This window comes from Marinirhabdus gelatinilytica (genome assembly GCF_003353425.1).
GTDB lineage: Bacteria > Bacteroidota > Bacteroidia > Flavobacteriales > Flavobacteriaceae > Marinirhabdus > Marinirhabdus gelatinilytica.
Genome location: NZ_QRAO01000007.1, coordinates 1 through 17,829 on the forward strand (window position 1 = coordinate 1; position 17,829 = coordinate 17,829).

The window sequence follows — 17,829 nt, forward strand, 5'->3', positions numbered from 1 at the left end:
CCCCCCCCTGGTCGCGGCACCCACCAAAAAAAGAACCGCCACCCTCGCCCGCAACAGGGATGGAGCGTATATCCCTTTTGCGCCGGTCTCTCCGCACAAAAAGATAGCAGCGATAGCCCGGCAGTTGCCATAAAGGGGAGAAGATAATTTAAAAATTACAAATCAGGCTGTTTAAAAGGGGTTTGTTGGTGAGTACATTTATAAGTAAAGGTGCATCTTTATCTTCGGAAAATTATATCTTGATAATTCTCCTATTTATAGCCTGTTCCATATTTAATTTGTGAAATATGGGTATACCTTTTTTTGCCTTACCAGCTTATGGTAATTACCTTATTGTTGGCTGTGTTAGGCTGCGTGGCCGCCTGTATAATGGTTCCTCCTTCACTTTCTACGTTTAGGGAAATGTCAAAGGACAGGGTAAGGGTTTCGGTATACACCGCATCGGCTATCTCAACGGTATCACCCGTGGAAGCCACGCTAAGGGTATGGCTTAGTGTTTCGCAGGGGTTTGCAGCGTTGGTACAGGTATTGGCTCCACCTTGGTTGTCGCCGTTAATTCCGTCCACATAACGGGTTGTCTGGGCGGTAAGGGGCAAGGTAAAGCATAGTAGTAGTACTATAAAAGGTCTCATGGTATCTTATTTTTTGAGTGTTATTGTTTTAATTATTTTGTTTTTCAACATAATGTTCAGTTGGTAGTCGCCTTCTGTTAAATGATCAATGCTCATATAGAGCTTATTCTTATGGTTGGGTTTTTTATCCGGATGCTTCATCTGTACATTGCTAAAAAATATCGTTACTGGTATAAATTTATAGGAGAGAGTGGCCTATACATTGCAGAAATGTTTCAGAAACTATAAGAGATGTTCAGAATAGGGGCGAGCACTAGTTATTGCTCGTGTTTTGAGCGATATTGCGAAGGAGAATACCCAAAAGTCTCCTTAAAACACTTATTGAAATAGGAGGGGGAGTTGAACCCAATTTGATAGGCGATTTCGGAAATAGGCACATCTTTCTGCTGCAACAATCGGCTGGCTATTTTCAATCGTTGTGAGCGGATAAATTCGGTAGTGCTCATGCCCACGATGGATTTTAGTTTTCGGTGCAGTTGTGTCCGGCTCACCAACATTAGATTGGCAAATTTTTCACTCGTGAGCTCTGGATCCGTGATATGTGTGTCCAGGACTTGTTGTATCCTGTTCAAAAATTCGGTTTCGGTAGATGTTATGGCAAGATCTGGATCTATAGAAAAGGTTTTGCTGAAATGTTCCTTGATTTTTTCACGCTGTTGTATCAGTTTTTCAACACGAATCCTTAACTTCTCTATGCTGAAGGGTTTTGTGATGTATGCATCGGCCCCGGTCTTTAATCCCTCAATCTCGTGTTTCTTGCCAACTTTTGCGGTCAATAATATAATGGGGATATGGCTTGTTAATTCGTTTGTTTTAATAGTGTTGCAAAGGACTATCCCACTTTTTATGGGCATCCTGATATCACTGATGATAAGGTCTGGCATGTGCTCTTGTGCTTTCAAGATTCCTTCTTCACCATTCTCGGCTTCCAGTATTCTATAATTTTCAAGAAACACCGAACTGATATATGTACGCACCTCGTCGTTGTCCTCTACGACCAATAGCGTTGGTCTGTCTTCATCATTTTTGTCAACCTTACTTTGCTTTTCAACATGAAAAACAGGTTCTTTAAATATGATTTCGTCCTCATTGAAGGCTTCTTTTACTATGGGTATGGTTACGGTAAACTGAATATTGTTTCCACCATCGGTGTGGGCAATGATGTTTCCCTTGTGCAGGCTCACCAATTCTTTGACCAAAGCCAAACCTACACCTATTCCTTCTGAAGCTTCATCGCTCTGATAAAACCGATTGAACAGCTGGTTGATTTCAAAAACAGCCAATTCGCCTTTATTGTTTGTTACTGAAAGGATAAACCAATTCTGTTCCTTCTTAGCATCTATGGTAACCGAAGCGTTTTTAGGGGAATATTTTAATGCATTGTGCACAAGATTTGTTGCCGTTTTTTCAATGATATCACTATCAAACCAACAATCCTCCAAATTTTCAATCTTCTTGTGTATTGTGATGTTTTTCCTCTTTGCTTTGTACTGAAAGGTGTTGAGTAATTGTTTTAAATAGATAGCGAGGTTCCCGTGTTCAATATTCAATTTAAGTGTTCCCGAATCGGCCAAGGAAAGATCTAGCATTTGGTCTACCAGGGTGATGAGCCTCTTGCTGTTCTGCTTTATGAGCATAAGGTCGCTTTTGTCCTCCTTGGCCAAATCTGGTCTTTTTAATTGATTTTCAACAGGGCCTGAAATCAATGTTAAAGGGGTGCGTATCTCGTGTGAGATGTTGGTATAGAGCTTGGCTTTAAATTCATCCAGTTTTTTAAGGCGTTCCGTCTCTTCGTGCTCTATACGTAACTGGTTTTTTACATTCCACCGCCATTTTAGATATGCGTAGAGACCATACAACAGCATTAAAAATGCTAGAAGGTAAAGTACCTTTGCAAGATTGGAGGCGTACCAGGGTTGTGCAATACTGAAAGAATATGTGGAGGGTATTTCATTCCACACCCCATCGTAATTACTGGATATAACCTGGAACTCATAGTCGTCTGGCGGTAAGTTGGTGTAGTGCGCCACATTATTGTTTTCTGCCGTGATCCAATCTGGGTCGTTATTAACCAATCTATATTTGTAACGGTTTCGTTCTGGCTGGGAAAAATGCAGGGAAGCAAATGTAAAGGTAAGCGTGTTCTCGTTATGGTGAAATTTTTGGTTGGAAACTATTTCGTGTTCTTCATTAAAGACCTCCAGACCGGTAATGACCGTTTTTGGCACTTTGGGATTTAACGTAAGCTTGCTGGGCTGAAACCAGTTAATGCCTTCCAGTCCACCAAAGTACAGGACTCCTTTGTCGTCTTTAAAATAGGCCCCGGTATTGTATTCTGATGCTTGTAGACCATCGTAGTTGCTGTAATTTTCGATTACTGGATTAAACCTTGGGTCTATTGAAAACTTGGTAAGCCCTCGGTTTGAGCTTAGCCATAGATTGTTGTCCTCATCTGGCAGTATACCGTAAATCACGTTGTTGGGTAGCCCATCATCCTTGCCATAACTGTGCAGTGTCTTGTTGTGGGTATTATAGAGTTTTAGCCCATTTCCGTTGGTACCAACCCAAAGTAGGTTTTTGGAATAATAGAAACATTTTACTGGATCGGGGATTTCATCAATTTTTGAAATTTCAGCAGTTTGCAATTCCATTTTAAAGACTCCTTGGTCTTCAGTGCCAATCCACAAGGTTTTATTGTCTCCTTGTACTACGGTTCTAATATTGTTGGTGGAGAGACCAGAGTTTTCAGCAGTAAAACTCTTGGTTATTCCTATCGATGGATTAAATGCTACTAGACCTTGGTTGCTCGTGCATAACCATAAGAGACCGTTATTGTCCTTGTATAGCTTCCATATAGTAAATCCATCTGTTACAGGGAAATCCTTAAAAGTTCCATTTTTGGAAAGTAATTGAAGCCCCTGATTTTGATGTCCTATCCAAAGTCCTTGTTCATCTTGTAATAGGCTCATGATTCTATCACCTGCTAGATTCGAATTACTACTGGTGTAGCTTTTATAGTCTTGTTGCGGTAGCTCAATCCTTGTTAATCCCTTACCGGAAGTTCCAAGCCAAATGGCGTTTTTATCTACTGAGATGGCTCGAGTAACATCTACGTGGATATTCGCGGGGATCTGTTTGTTTGTAAGCACATTAAATTTCACCAAATGTTGATCGTAAAAACTAAGGCCAGCACCATCTGTTCCCAACCACATGGTATTTGTAAAATCTTTATAGAGGCATAGTACATCGTTGTAGTGTAGTGCGTAGGGATTGGTTTTGTTTGCCACAAAATGCTGAAGGGTTTCGTTTTTAAAATCTATTAAATAAGCGCCATCCCCATACGTGGCTATCCAGAGCCTGTTTTGCGCATCTACGGCCAGATCGAGTATGTTGAGGGTAGTGGGTAAAGTGGAATTGTAAAAGCCGTTGAACTGTTCAAAACCACCAGTTGCTTCAGTTTTTGTGAACAATCCGTTGCCAAAGCTCCCTAAATAAAAAGAATGTTTGCTGTCTTTGGCCAAAGCACTAAGAGCAATATCCTGAAAGCCTGCTATTTCATTGATTTTGTAGCTATTTCCCTGAATACTTAAAAGCCCCTTTGAGGTAGCTGCCAAAATACCTGCAGGGGTTTCCAGAAAATCATAGTTAGATAATGCACCGTATTCTGGCGGCAGTATTTGTAGAGGTTCTGCATCAATCGCTTTAGTTTTATACATACCGTTTCCATAAGTACCCACATATAAAAAACCATCTTTACTTTGTATTAGGGTGCTTGCGTTGGTTATGCCTGGAACTTGTTCAAAATTATCCAGTACTTGGTTGTAGCGTTCCAATGTTCCAGTTTTTGGTATAATCCATAACTTTCCATCTCTATCTACATAAACTTTTCCCAGTTTGCTGTACGTTGAACGGGTAACATCATCAAATTGTTTGCCGTAATGATAAAACTGCTTACCATCGTAACGATTAAGCCCATCTTGGGTGGCAAACCACATGTACCCTGTACTATCTTGGGCAATACTTACTACACTGTTTTGGGAAAGTCCTTGCTCCACAGTGAGCTCCCCGAAAGAAATTTGTTTCTGCAAAGTACCTACTTCCTGTGCGCCACCAGTTTTGCTGCATACAAAAATAGTTGTCCACACTACAATTTTGTAAAAATGTTTCAACACGAGCATACCACATAAATCTTACTTAAAGTTAGAAAAGAATTTTTAGAATCCACTTCTTTTTTTGAGAAACCCTTATGGGTTCTTCAATAACTACCCCCTAATAATTTATATTTGTAGCGTTACCAGAGAAAGAACATTATGAGATTAAGCGTAGCTTTGGTTGTTTGTAGTATTTTCTTTTCACTTTCACTAAAGTGTCAAGAAGTTAAATGGACGGAAGCCACTTTTATAAAAAATCTCAGTAGTGTTTATGAGGATCCTGACCAGACGATAAAAGTGGCCAACTATATTTTAGAAAATGCTTCTTCCAGCTCGGCCATAGTACAGTCCCATTATTTAATATCGCAGGGGGAACTTGTGGAAGGGAATGCTGTAGAGAGTGTCCGTACGCTTTTTAAGGCAAGAGATAATTTTTCCAGGGATACATCCCCATTTGCTGCTGCTTTGGTTTATTCAGAACTTTCAGAAAGGTATGCCCTTTCGGGAATGAATACTGTTGCAGATAGATTCAATATGGAGGCGCAACATAAGAGTGACGCTATTTCTTCAGCTAAGGAGAAAGCTGTTATAGAAACAGTGATAGCGCTGAGCCGTTCCCATATTTTTTCAGATACGCAAAACAATAGAAAATCCTTGCAAAGACTACAGTACGTAGAGACAAATTTCACAGAAGTCCCTGAAATATATTCCGCAAGGATCTATAATAGGATTGCAGCACTACATGGGCATTTAAGCAATTTGGATAGTGCAAGGGTGTACTACGAAAAGGCGCTTAGGTCACTTGAAAAATCTGGTGCCGAATCTTCTACGATATCGGCGATTGCATATTACGGATTGGGCAATGTTTATTTGGAGAAAGATGCATTGGAAACCTCAAAAAAATACTATACGCAAGCACTTTCGGCACCCTACATAGACAATGCAACAAAGTTTTCGACCCATAAGGCTTTATCAGAAATCTATAAGAAACAGGATAGTACGGCCATGCTCCAAAAGTATAATAACAAAAATGTATTGCTACACCCACAAATTCAAGATAGTGAGCGAAACGTACGGAGCGCGCTAATTTCTTACCTTCAACAAGAGCAGGAGGATGTATTGAAAATAGATAAGACCAAATATTATTCTTGGGTATTGCTGTTGGTACTTTTGTTTGGGTTGATCTTTTTGGGCTATTATTTTTATAATAGAAAGTTGAATAAAGAATACGAACGATTTAAGCAACTAATTGCAGAAGTAGAGAAGGATAAAAAGCTTGAAGTCCCATACAAGGTGGAAGAAGTCAATGTAAAGCCCACCAAGGCAATAGTTATTCCAGACGAGACGATACAGGGTATTTTAGAACGATTGGAAGAATTTGAAAAATCCACCAAATTTACAGATAGTAAGATGAATCTGACCGTCTTGGCGAAACAGTTGAAATCGAATTCGAAATATATCTCTGAAATCATTCGCACACATAAACAGAAAAATTTCAATAGCTATATCAACGAGTTGCGAATAAATTACATTATAAAATTGATGAAGACCGATAAGGCTTATTTAAACTACAAGGTGAGCTATCTGGCTGAATCATCCGGCTTTTCTTCCCACAGCGCATTTACCGTAGTGTTTAAGAATATCACGGGTTTTACCCCAAAACAGTTCATTACTTTTTTGAAGAAAAGCAAGAAAGAAAACTTACAGAATTAGTATCTTTCAGCTAATGAATTCAGCATATTTTTTTAGAAAATTTAAAGGCATCGCAGTCGTATTACTTTTTTTCCAAATTTTACATAGTGGTGCGCAAACTAGGGCACAATTAGATAGCTTACGCCAAGAAGCTAGTGTTGTAACCTATAGCAATCCCAATCTCGCAATAGAAAAGGGGATGGAACTGTACGATCTGGCCAAGGGCGACCCCTCAACACAAATAGGGGCCTTGATCATTATTGCCAATGGCTATGCCGTCCTCAAAAATCATGAAAATGTCTTGAAATATGCTTTTAAGGCAGATTCAATTGCTGAAAAAAGTGAAACCTATTCGGACAGGATACGGGTGCTTGGTTTTATTGGCGGGCAATACCAGCGCTTAAACTTGAATGACAAGGCTTTGAACTATTTGGACCAGGCTTATGATATTTCTGTTCAAAACCCACTGCCGGACTCTTTAAAATTCCTGCAAGGCAATATTCTATTCGTAAAAGGATTGATACAGAAGGATAATTTGGGATGCGAATATGCACTTCCCTTTATGGAACAGGCCAAATCTGTGTTTAAGGACAATATTAGCAGTAAAGCCATTAATGCGAGCATTGCTATTTCAAACAATAAAATTGCCGATTGCCATTTTGAAATGGAGGCCTATGGCAAGGCAAAGCAAAACTATACCCAGGCCATTGAATATGCCAGTAAGGTAAACGCTATTAAAAGTATCGCGTATGCCAACCGTGGCTTGGCAAATATACTTTCCAAACAAGGCCGGTATGAAGACGCCATTAAAAAGTTGAAAGCAGCTTTTCACTCTATTGAAGATGTAAATGATATGGGAATTAACAGCGAACTTCTAAAGTCGCTTTCTGAAAATTATGACGCCATTGGTGATACTGAAAATTTTAATAAGTACACCGCCTTGTATTTGGCCGAAAACGAAAAATTATTGGCCGAAGAAAAGAAATCTCTTACCGAAGTGATAACAGATCTTTCAACTGAAAATTCAGAAGAAAGAACCAAACAAAAGAATATATATACCTATCTAATTATTTTCCTCGCACTCGTTTTTTTATTGCTTGTATATTTAATAGTAAAGAAAATTCTTCAAAAACGAAGGCAAATAGACCAACAGAGACAAGAAATTGACAAATCTGAAGCAAATTGAATAATTATGCCTCAACTGTTTAAAAAACAGTGTCTTATAACAATTTTTTGTCTTTCAAATTTCAGGAAAATTCACGAAATTTAAAAATATACACCTTTTATTATAGTAATTGCCGTTGTAGGTTTACCACTCGATAAAGTAATTTAAAATAGTTTACAATGAAAAAATTAGTACTCGTGCTGGCTACGTTCTTTATGATGGGGCAAGCAGTATTTGCACAATGCGAAGTGTCAGAAAATTTTGACACCTACAACAATGGGGAGGTTCCTGTAGATTGGACCATGATCGACAATACAAACGGAACAAACTCCTATGGACAAGTAACTTCAGATCCGGCTTCACCAACGCCACCAAAATATTTCAGAATGTACAGTGGCAATGCCACAACCGGTGATTTGCTTTTTATATCTCCAATCAACCCTACCACTTCTGATGGAAACCATAGGGTAAAATTTTACCTAGAGGGGTTTGGGGACTCAAACTTGGTTTTAGGAACAATAGATACTAATGACGGTACTGGAACCTTTTCGCCCATTACAACCTTGGCAACTACAACAGATTGGGTCTTCCATGAGGTTGTTATTCCAGCCGGAACGGATCAATACCTAGCCTTTAAACATGATGCGTTAACAACATTCGATCAAGTAAACCTGGACAGTATTTGCTTGGAGGAAATTCCAACCTGTTTGGAAGTGACTAACGTTATGTTGTCTAGTCCTACCGAGACCACCTTGGATATTGCTTGGGACGAGAGTGCCTCAAACGAGGATAACTGGGAATATGTGGTACAAGAAATAGGAACGGGAATCCCCGTTGCCAATGGTACAGCTTATTCTTCTCCCAATGCTTCTGTTTCCTTCACTGTTACAGGTCTTACTATGAATACCGAATATGAAGCGTATGTTAGAGCAGATTGCGGTGGCGGAGATTATGGAGCGTGGATTTTGTCCGGTAATACTGAAAGAACAGATTGCGGAATAATTACCAGTAACTTTTGTGAGGACTGGGCTGGTGTTGAAGATGATACAGTTCCATTTTGCTGGAGTGTGTATGACGACCCAATGACAAGCGGCCACGCATTGGTAGATTACCAATTTGCGTATAGTAAAAATATGTTCGAATTAACGTTTACCAGCACAACTGTTTTGGGCGACATTGTAGCCATTTCACCAGATGTAACCTATGCAACCGATGGTACACACCGTTTGCGTTTTACAGCGGGAGCTTCAGACACAACTCCGGATGTCTTAAAAGTAGGAACTATAGACGCAATGGGTAACTTTGTTGAAATTACGTCACTCACGTTAAATCCTGACAGGGAAACGGAATATCTCGTAGACCTTCCAAACAATGGTCACTCCCATTTTGCATTCCAACACGGTGGCGCAGTGAATAAAACTGTATGGATCAATACGGTTTGTGTAGAAGATATTCCTTCTTGCTTGGAGGTTACAAACGTAGCAGCTACAAACGTACAGTATAATTCTGCCGATATTAGCTGGAATACGAGCGGTTCTTCCGAAACAGCTTGGGAATATATAGTACAAGAAGCTACTATGCCAGCACCAGATGCAACTACAAGCGGTACAGAAGTAAATACAACTATGGTTACGGCGCCTCTTGGACCCAATACTGCCTATATTGCCTATGTACGCGCAAAGTGTGACACAAACGATTTTGGAGCCTGGATTGCTTCTGAAGAATTCACCTCGGCCTGTGATATCTTCGTAGCCGAATATAACAACGGCTTTGAAGGATTGAATGTAAGTGGGGAAGAGGTTAAACCCTGTTGGAATATTATAGATACCACAACCGGAGACTTTAGAACCTATAATACGGCTTATGGGATATTTCCTTATGAAGGAAGCCTAATGTTGCGCTTCTATTTTACAACATCATCAGATCTTGAAGGGTTGTTCTTGGTTTCACCTGAGTTTTCAGATCTGGCAAACGACAAACAAATCCGTTTCAGAATGAACAAAAGGGCTTCCAATGAAGCAGACTTTACGATGCAGGTGGGTACCATGGCAGACCCAACAGACCCTACCTCTTTTGTACTCTTGGATGATACTACCTTAAACGAAACCACGATAGTAGGTGACACCTGGAACGAATATACCATAGATTTAAGTACATACGATACCACGTTGGGCCACAGTTATATTGCTTTTAAGCCGCAACACTCAGGTACGGGGCCTTCACAGTATATCTTTATGGATGATTTTAACTATGAATATAACCCTGTTCAAGGATTTAATGACGAACCTACCACAGCAAATATCTTGTTAGCATCTGATGATTATGGTTGTAACAATGCCATTACGGGCGATTTTACAGGTGCAACACAGTCTCCTGAATTTCCCTGTACAGCACCAACATATTCAGATTATAACGATATATGGTACCGTTTTACTCCAGACGAAACGGGAGAATATGCTTTTGGGGCAGAAGATGTAACCGGTGACCCGTTGAGTATGTTTATATTCGAGGGGCCCTCAACCAATCCCCAACCTTTATCCGTAGGTTGTAGTACACAATACTCTGCACAAATGCTTACCGCGGGAGTTACTTATTTTGTAGCTGTGGCAAGCCCAGTACCTACTTCAGAATTTTCATTGTGTGTATATAAATTCCCAGAAGTTCCAGTGAACGATGAGCCAGCTGGCGCATTGGTGTTAACCGAATCCAACAACAACATTTGTGAAAATGCTGTTACGGGATACACGGCTTCTGGTACGCTTTCGGACGATTCAGAATGTGGTGTAAATACAATAGATGTATGGTATACATTTGTCCCTAACTCAACTGCTAATTACACCTTTAGAAGAACCTTGATCAATGGGGCTGCGTCTACCTCCGTGGCTGTGTATTCAGGAACTCCGGGGAACTTGACACAGGTAACAGAGCAGTGCAATAGCTATTTGCAAACTGTAGATTTAATAGCAGGTGAAACCTACTATGTATCTGTAAGTAGTGGTGGTAGTTCTATTCCAATTTATTTTGAACTGTGTGCCTACCCATCGCCACCAGCACCTTCGAACAACGAGTGTGATGCTGGTATAATTTTAACTGTGGGAGAAGATTTCCCATCAAGTTATATCATTGGAAATAATACTTCTGCTACCCGAAATGAGAACGACCCTATGGTTTCTTGCGAAGGCTTAGAGTTTGAAGAGAAAGGTAAAGATGTTTGGTATACGGTTACAGTTCCAGATTCAGGAAGATTGGTACTGGAAACCCAAAGCGATAACGATCCTTACCTTGATGATACAGGAATGGAAGCTTATATAGGAGAATGTGGTATGTTGGAATCTTTAGCGTGCGATAGTGATGGGGGGCAAGGTTTCTTCAGTTATATTGAATTGACCGATTTACAACCGGGCGCTACTATCTCGGTACGAGTTTGGGGATATGTGGGACGTTTTGGAACCTTTAGGCTCGCAGCCTATGACGATTCACCAACCTGTGAGTTCCCAACAGATATCACGATTACAGATATTACTGAAACTTCTGCCTTGTTAAGTTGGGCCGAGCCAACTACACCACCATCGGGAGGATATGAGTATATCGTTCAATTGGAGGATACAGGGTACCCAGGAGCAACCACAGGAACCGTTACTACTGAAACCAATGCAATTTTAGATAACCTTACGCCAAATACAGCGTATGAGGTGTATGTGAAATCTATTTGTGATACAAACGCTAGTGCATGGGATGGACCTTATGGGTTTATTACGGACGAAGTGCTAGGAGTTTCTGAACACGAGGAAATTTCATTACAGTTTTATCCTAACCCTGTACAAGATGTTTTAAATTTCTCTGCTTCGCAAGTAATCGAAACATTGACCGTGTACAGTTTAACAGGACAGATAGTACAAACCGAAAGAGTAGGGGCAACCCAGGGCCAAATTAATTTATCGGGCTTGAGTACCGGGATGTATTTAGTTGAAGTACAGACCAGCTATGGTAACGAGCTTGTTAAGGTGTTTGTCGAATAACGCCATAACAGCTACTCCTAAAAAAACCGTCCATAAAAAGGCGGTTTTTTTTTGCTCAAAACCTAAAATAAACAAACTTTTATTACAATTTTGCATCAAGAATAGCGTGTGCCAACAAATTATGCAACAGGGATAGCAGTGGCAGCTTGTGCCGAGGCGCGCATTGAGGCACAACTATAACGGATAGCCCGGCCGTTGCCCAAAATACTATGAGACTACAAACCCAAAGAGAGGAAACACTTAATGCTATTACCCACGGACTGGGCTTCTTACTCAGCCTATTGGGCTTTGGGTTGTTGCTTGTGTTTAAGACCTACGATACTGTTCAAGGTGTGGTAGCTGTTTTCCTTTACGGGGTTTCGCTTTCGGTACTCTATTTTGTTTCTGCACTGTACCATTACACCACAAACGAAAGGCGGAAGAATATATACAGAAAACTGGACCATATTAGCATCTATTTGCTCATTGCTGGTACGTATTCCCCTGTGGTCCTGATCGCGCTGGAAAATAGCTTGGGGTGGGTTTTGTTCTGGACGGTATGGGGCATTGCGATAGCGGGAACGGTCCTCAAGATCTTCTTTACCGGAAGGTTTGAGGTGCTGTCTTTGCTGTTGTATGTAGTGATGGGCTGGCTCATAGTATTCGATATACAAGCCCTTAGGGCAGCAGTGAGCCCAGAAGGAATGTGGCTATTGTTTGGCGGCGGATTGGCCTATACTGGAGGGATCGTTTTCTATGCCTTGGACAACATGCACTACAATCACGTAATATGGCATCTTTTTGTGCTTGCGGGAAGCATTTTGCACTATCTCTTTGTGTTTCTGGAAATAACCTAAAGAAAATACGCTAGTACCACTGCAAGAAATACGGCCGTCATTTTTGAGAGGTTAAAGTTGTGGTTCTTTGAGCTCTCGAACAAAATAGTGGTTGAAACATGTAAAAAGATACCTATAGCGATAGCATTTACTTGTGCAGCATAACTTTGGAGTAGGGGAAGTTCTGCCATTAAGAAACTGCCCAGAGGCGTCATAATGGCAAAGAGGGTCAAAAAAACCAAGGTGGTAGTATTGCTGAAATTTGCTTTTTGAAAGAACAGTGCCAAAATAATGGCAATGGGGATCTTGTGTACAATTATCCCGTAAAATATGGTATCGTGTCCAGTAATGGGGAACCCCTCGATAAGCGCGTGTACCGAAAGACTAATGAATAGCGCCAACGGAAATGCTTTTTGTTCGGTATGTATGTGTACGTGCCCGTGTTCGGCACCTTTACTAAAAAAGTCCAACACAATTTGAAGCAGGATACCAGCCATAATAAACACGCCGATGTGCTCACCGCCATTTTCAAAAACTTCCGGGAGTAGCTCAAACAAGGTGGTGGAGAGTAAAAAAGCACCGCTAAAGGCCAAGATAATGGGCAGTTGCACAAACTCCCTCTTTTGAAAGACCCTGGCCACCCCATAGCCTATGGCCACTGCTAGTATCAATGCAATATACTCCATTAGGTAAATATAAGGATTAATCGTTCTGAAGTTTCCTCATCAAAAGGCTCTAGTTGATAATTACCGAAGCAGTGCTTCAGTCCCATACCTGCCGCTTTAAAATATGCTTTAAAGTCTTTTAGCGTGAGTGCCTTTACACGTTCGGTATAAGAAAAATCGGTATCGTTGTGCTGAAATTTTATATCCTTGTAAATATAACCTTCAGCAGTATAGCGCTTTATGTGGAATACTATTCCGCCCACTTTTTTAATTTCCGAAGGCACTAAGTTCTTGATAACATATGCAGCATTCATAAAATCTATCACACCGTGTCCCTTGGGTTTCAATTCCTCTTTTATGGCCTTGATAGTGCGTAAATTGTCCGCTTCATCTTTAAAATAACCAAAGCTGGTAAATAAATTGAAAACAGCTTGGAACCGTTGCGGATAGGGCAGGCACATATCGTGCACTCGGAATTTTAGGTTTTCACTCTCAAACTGCTTTGCAAAGTTTATACTGGAGGGTGATAGGTCCACTCCCGTAACATTAAAACCCATGTTGCTCAACGAAATAGCATGGCGACCCTTGCCGCAAGCAAGATCTAGAATAGTGTCGTTTTTCTTTAAGTCCAAAAAGTGTGTAAGGCGCAGCATAAATGCCTCGGCTTCTTTATGGCCTCTGTCCTTGTACAAAATGTGGTAATACGGCGTATCGAACCAAGACGAATACCAATCTGTAAGTTTTTCTTTTTGCATCTCTTTCTATTGCGGTGCAAAAATACTGTATTTTTGCAGGACTGAAGCGTATATAGTATGGGAAAAAACTTTAAGATGGTGGCCAAGACATTGTATGGCCTAGAGGAACTTTTAGCACAGGAATTGAGGCAGTTGGGTGCTTCAGAAATAGAAGTGGGCACTCGTAATGTCTCTTTTGAGGGCGACACAGGGTTTATGTATAAAGTAAACCTATGCAGCCGCACCGCTATTAAAGTGCTTAAACCCATTACGGCTTTCAACATCTTTACTGAAGAGGATCTCTACAAAAAAACATACGCCATCCCTTGGGAAAATTATATGGAAGCAGACGGCAGCCTAGCAGTAGATGCCACGGTGTATTCCAAGGTATTTACCCATTCCCAATACATTTCTTTAAAGACCAAGGATGCCATTGTGGACAGGTTTCGTGATAAAGAGGGCGAGCGCCCCGATGTGGACCTGGACCATCCTACACTGCGTATAAACATCCACATAGACCGAAACATCTGTACCGTGTCCCTGGACAGTTCGGGGGCTTCGTTACACAAGAGAGGGTATAAGACCGAAAATACCCTGGCCCCAATAAATGAGGTGTTGGCTGCCGGAATGATTATGCTCACCGGCTGGAGCGGTCAGTGCGATTTTATGGATCCCATGTGTGGAAGCGGGACCATAGCAACCGAAGCAGCAATGATAGCCTGCAACATTCCACCGAACCTAAATAGAGACGAGTTTGGCTTTGAAACCTGGCCAGATTTTGATGTAGACTTATATGAAGTTATTGAAAATGCCGCGCTTAAAAAGATAAAGGATTTCCATTTTAAGATCTATGCTAGCGATAAGGATGCATTCGCACTCCGAAAAGCAAAAACAAATATCAAAAATGCCAACCTTTCAGAATTTATTGAAGTGAAGGAGCAGGATTTCTTCGAAAGTAAAAAAGAGACCGAGCGACCTATGTTCTTGGTGTTCAACCCTCCGTATGACGAACGTCTCTCGGTTGAGGATATAGATGCTTTTTATGCTGAAATAGGAAATACCTTGAAACGTGGGTATCCCGGAACCCAAGCGTGGATGATTACCAGTAATCTAGAAGCCCTTAAGAGTGTAGGATTGCGTCCCTCCCGAAAAATTAAGCTCTACAACGGAAAACTGGAAAGCCGTTTTGTCCGTTACGAGATGTACGAGGGGAGTAGAAAGGGGAAGAAGCGGTGAATTGGTGAGTTGGTGGATGGGAACGTTATGTGAAAAAACTAGAGATTTACCCACTATAGTATTCTTTCTAAAAAAAAGCTACTTTTTATACAGCGGGATTAAATACGAAATGGTATAGCCATAACCAACACCAAACTGGCTAAAGTCATAAGTTCGGTTAAATCCTGGGATGATAAGGTTATCGAAACCTTCGGGGGTATCCTCGGTTATCTTTCGTTTCAGTTGTAGGTTAATAGATAGAAAAAGATTGTTCAACACTTCGGTTTTTACCCCTACGATCAATTCGGCCCAAGTGGCCGTTAAGCCTGTACTCTCAATAGACACTTCCCTTGGGGTTACCGGAAAAGCCGGATCTGTGGTATAGATGGTGTACGAATTAAGTTCTTGCGAAAATGTAGAAAACCCCACACGCAAACCACCAAAGATAGCGTTGTTCATATCCAGCCAATTGTTGTAGGCATTCAAATCGGCCCCCAATTTTATGTAGCTTCCGTTTGTAGTTGTCTTTAGGCCGTCTTGGTCCCAAATTCGGTTGGAGGTGCCCAACTCGGCAGCAACATAAATATCCTTTTTGATACGGTAATCGCCATTTACCTCAAAACTGGTATAGCCATCTTCCACGGCAGTACGTATAATTTTTGAAATATCTACTCCCACGCGCAAGCCGTATTTATTGGTCTTGGGTAGGGTGTCGTTTATGGCGGTTTCAACAGTTTCGGAATCTTCAACTGCTATGCTTTCTTCTTGCGCCATCATTGAAATTGACGCAAGCAAGAGGCTAAAACCTAATAGTAAGGTGTGCTTCAATTTCATCTGTAATGTTGGTTTGTAGTATTAAAAACGAAGTGATCCAGTTGTCTTCATCTTCTATCAATTCGGTTTGAAATCCTGAATAGGTGGTTTTAAAGGCGCAGGCACGATTTACGTAGGTTTCCTCACGTTCATAACTAAAATTAATAAAATCCCCGTTGATGGTTTCCTCATCACTCACGTTCATGATGAATAGTAGCTCTGTAAGGTCAGTTTCGGTATCCAAGGGAATCGCGATAGAATCGGTCGCTTCTGTACTTAGGAAAACCAGCGTAGAGTCTGGATCGTTCTTTCGTATGGATAGTCCGGTAACGCTCTTTGCCTGTGTTATATTGGCATTGTCCTTAAAAGTGATGATAAGCAGTGGTGTTACCGCTGTATTGGGATCGCAAATATCGTCTCGGGTACAGCCCATAGTGAGCAGCACAATGCCGGCAATAAAGAAACTAACTAACTTAACTGTCTTCAATTTTATCTTTTTTCTAAAAGTACAACATTTTCTACGTGATGGGTCTGTGGGAACATATCTACTGGCTGTACCTTGGTAACCTTGTAAATTTCATCCATAAGCGCCAAATCCCTTGCCTGTGTAGCACTGTTGCAGCTTACGTACACTATTTTCTCTGGTGACAACAGTAGCAATTGCGCTACCACGTCTTTGTGCATCCCGTCCCTTGGGGGATCGGTAATCACAACGTCAGCTTTTCCATGGGTGTTTACAAACTCTTGGTTAAACACGTTTTTCATATCGCCCACTAAAAAGGCAACGTTCTCTATACTGTTTAATTGCGCATTTTCCTTAGCGGCGGTAATAGCGTCTGGCACAGCTTCAACACCAATAACTTTCTTGGCATTTTTGGCTACAAACTGTGCAATGGTACCCGTTCCCGTGTAAAGGTCGTATACAAGTTCATTGCCCGTAAGTCCTGCAAGATCTCGTGTAATTTTGTAGAGCTCGTAGGCTTGTTCGCTGTTGGTCTGGTAAAAAGACTTAGCATTTATTTTGAACTTAAGGCCTTCCATTTCCTCAAAAATATGGTCGCGCCCTTTGTAACAGATTACTTCCTGGTCGTAAATGGTATCGTTCCCTTTGTTGTTAATGACATATTGTAGTGAGGTTATTTCAGGGAATTTTCCTGAGATACTATCCAGCAATGCTTCACGTTTTTCCTTTTGTGCATTCCTTTCAACTAGCTCGTCGGATGCAGTGAAAAATTGAATCACTACCATAATCTCACCAATGCTCGTAGTACGTATCATTAGCGTTCGTAACATTCCTTCTTGTTTCCTGGTGTTGAAGAAAGGGATGTCCAACCGTTCGCCTTCAGATTGCACAAAATTCCTGAGGGCGTTACTAGGATCTCGCTGTAAGTGACATTTTTCAATATCAAGGATTTTGTCCCACATTCCAGGGATATGGAAACCCAACGCATTTTTGTTTTCTATCTCAACATCGCTTTCAATCTGTTCCCGTGTAAGCCACTTATTGTTGCTGAAGGAGAACTCCATCTTATTCCGGTAAAAATACTGTTCAGACGAGCCTAGGATAGGAGAGACTTCAGGAAGTTCTATACCACCCAAGCGCTCAAGATTATTAACCACTTCTTTCTGCTTGTAATATAGCTGGTGCTCGTATCCCAGGTGTTGCCACTTACAGCCACCACAGGTGCCAAAATGCTGGCAGACAGGTGCTACTCGATTATCTGAAAGTTTTGAGAATGATATAGCAGTACCCTCGTAATAGGATTTTCTCTTTTTGGTGGTTTGTACAGTAACTATATCCCCCGGCACGGCATTTTTAATGAACACCACGCGGCCATCGGCTGCCTTGGCAACTGCCTTTCCTTTTGCCCCGGCATCTATCACTTCAAGGTCTTCAAGGACCACTCTTTTGCTTCTTCTTCCCATAG

Annotated in this window: 12 protein-coding genes; 5 read left to right on the forward strand and 7 right to left on the reverse strand. The window is 41.1% G+C overall.

Going from position 1 to position 17,829, the window contains the following annotated elements; translation table 11 throughout:
- Nucleotides 1-308 precede the first annotated feature (308 nt).
- Together C8D94_RS14005 and C8D94_RS14010 are read right to left on the reverse strand one after the other, a co-directional pair.
- On the reverse strand, nucleotides 309-632 hold the full coding sequence (locus C8D94_RS14005; RefSeq protein ID WP_147278565.1) for a hypothetical protein: 324 nt from the start codon (nucleotides 630-632) through the stop codon (nucleotides 309-311).
- Nucleotides 633-889: 257 nt separating this feature from the next.
- Nucleotides 890-4,810, reverse strand: a complete 3,921-nt coding sequence (locus tag C8D94_RS14010; protein WP_115124597.1) for a two-component regulator propeller domain-containing protein — start codon at nucleotides 4,808-4,810, stop codon at nucleotides 890-892.
- Nucleotides 4,811-4,942: 132 nt separating this feature from the next.
- Between C8D94_RS14010 and C8D94_RS14015 the strand changes: the two genes are divergently transcribed.
- The 4 genes from C8D94_RS14015 to trhA all read left to right on the forward strand — a co-directional run bounded on the left by C8D94_RS14015 (nucleotide 4,943) and on the right by trhA (nucleotide 12,495).
- The gene (locus C8D94_RS14015; RefSeq protein WP_115124598.1) at nucleotides 4,943-6,496 is read left to right on the forward strand and encodes an AraC family transcriptional regulator; all 1,554 of its coding nucleotides are present in this window, start codon (nucleotides 4,943-4,945) and stop codon (nucleotides 6,494-6,496) included.
- A gap of 13 nt (nucleotides 6,497-6,509) precedes the next feature.
- Entirely contained in the window at nucleotides 6,510-7,661 is a 1,152-nt protein-coding gene (locus C8D94_RS14020) for a tetratricopeptide repeat protein (RefSeq protein WP_115124599.1), read from the forward strand.
- 158 nt (nucleotides 7,662-7,819) lie between these two features.
- Complete coding sequence (locus C8D94_RS14025; protein ID WP_115124600.1) at nucleotides 7,820-11,659, forward strand: fibronectin type III domain-containing protein; 3,840 nt, start codon at nucleotides 7,820-7,822, stop codon at nucleotides 11,657-11,659.
- Nucleotides 11,660-11,868: 209 nt separating this feature from the next.
- On the forward strand, nucleotides 11,869-12,495 hold the full coding sequence (gene trhA, locus C8D94_RS14030; protein WP_115124601.1) for a PAQR family membrane homeostasis protein TrhA: 627 nt from the start codon (nucleotides 11,869-11,871) through the stop codon (nucleotides 12,493-12,495).
- Here trhA and C8D94_RS14035 read toward each other — a convergent pair.
- Complete coding sequence (locus tag C8D94_RS14035) at nucleotides 12,492-13,160, reverse strand: ZIP family metal transporter (RefSeq protein ID WP_115124602.1); 669 nt, start codon at nucleotides 13,158-13,160, stop codon at nucleotides 12,492-12,494. The two genes, trhA and C8D94_RS14035, sit on opposite strands and share 4 nt — an antisense overlap.
- Entirely contained in the window at nucleotides 13,160-13,894 is a 735-nt protein-coding gene (locus C8D94_RS14040) for a class I SAM-dependent methyltransferase (protein ID WP_115124603.1), read from the reverse strand. The genes C8D94_RS14035 and C8D94_RS14040 overlap by 1 nt, the downstream gene beginning before the upstream one ends.
- Before the next feature lie 57 nt (nucleotides 13,895-13,951).
- Between C8D94_RS14040 and C8D94_RS14045 the strand changes: the two genes are divergently transcribed.
- On the forward strand, nucleotides 13,952-15,109 hold the full coding sequence (locus C8D94_RS14045; protein ID WP_115124604.1) for a THUMP domain-containing class I SAM-dependent RNA methyltransferase: 1,158 nt from the start codon (nucleotides 13,952-13,954) through the stop codon (nucleotides 15,107-15,109).
- A 78-nt stretch (nucleotides 15,110-15,187) separates the two neighbouring features.
- Here the strand turns inward: C8D94_RS14045 and C8D94_RS14050 are convergent, their stop codons facing one another.
- Genes C8D94_RS14050 through rlmD form a run of 3 tightly spaced genes read right to left on the reverse strand, consistent with a single transcriptional unit; the run spans nucleotide 15,188 to nucleotide 17,827 of the window.
- A complete protein-coding gene (locus tag C8D94_RS14050; RefSeq protein WP_115124605.1) occupies nucleotides 15,188-15,922 on the reverse strand; it encodes a DUF6048 family protein in 735 nt (244 codons plus the stop codon).
- Nucleotides 15,888-16,388: a DUF6452 family protein gene (locus tag C8D94_RS14055; RefSeq protein WP_115124606.1), complete on the reverse strand. Its 501-nt coding sequence runs from the start codon at nucleotides 16,386-16,388 to the stop codon at nucleotides 15,888-15,890. Before C8D94_RS14055 ends, C8D94_RS14050 begins: the two co-directional genes overlap by 35 nt.
- 2 nt (nucleotides 16,389-16,390) lie before the next feature.
- The gene (gene rlmD, locus C8D94_RS14060; protein ID WP_115124607.1) at nucleotides 16,391-17,827 is read right to left on the reverse strand and encodes a 23S rRNA (uracil(1939)-C(5))-methyltransferase RlmD; all 1,437 of its coding nucleotides are present in this window, start codon (nucleotides 17,825-17,827) and stop codon (nucleotides 16,391-16,393) included.
- Nucleotides 17,828-17,829: the final 2 nt, after the last annotated feature.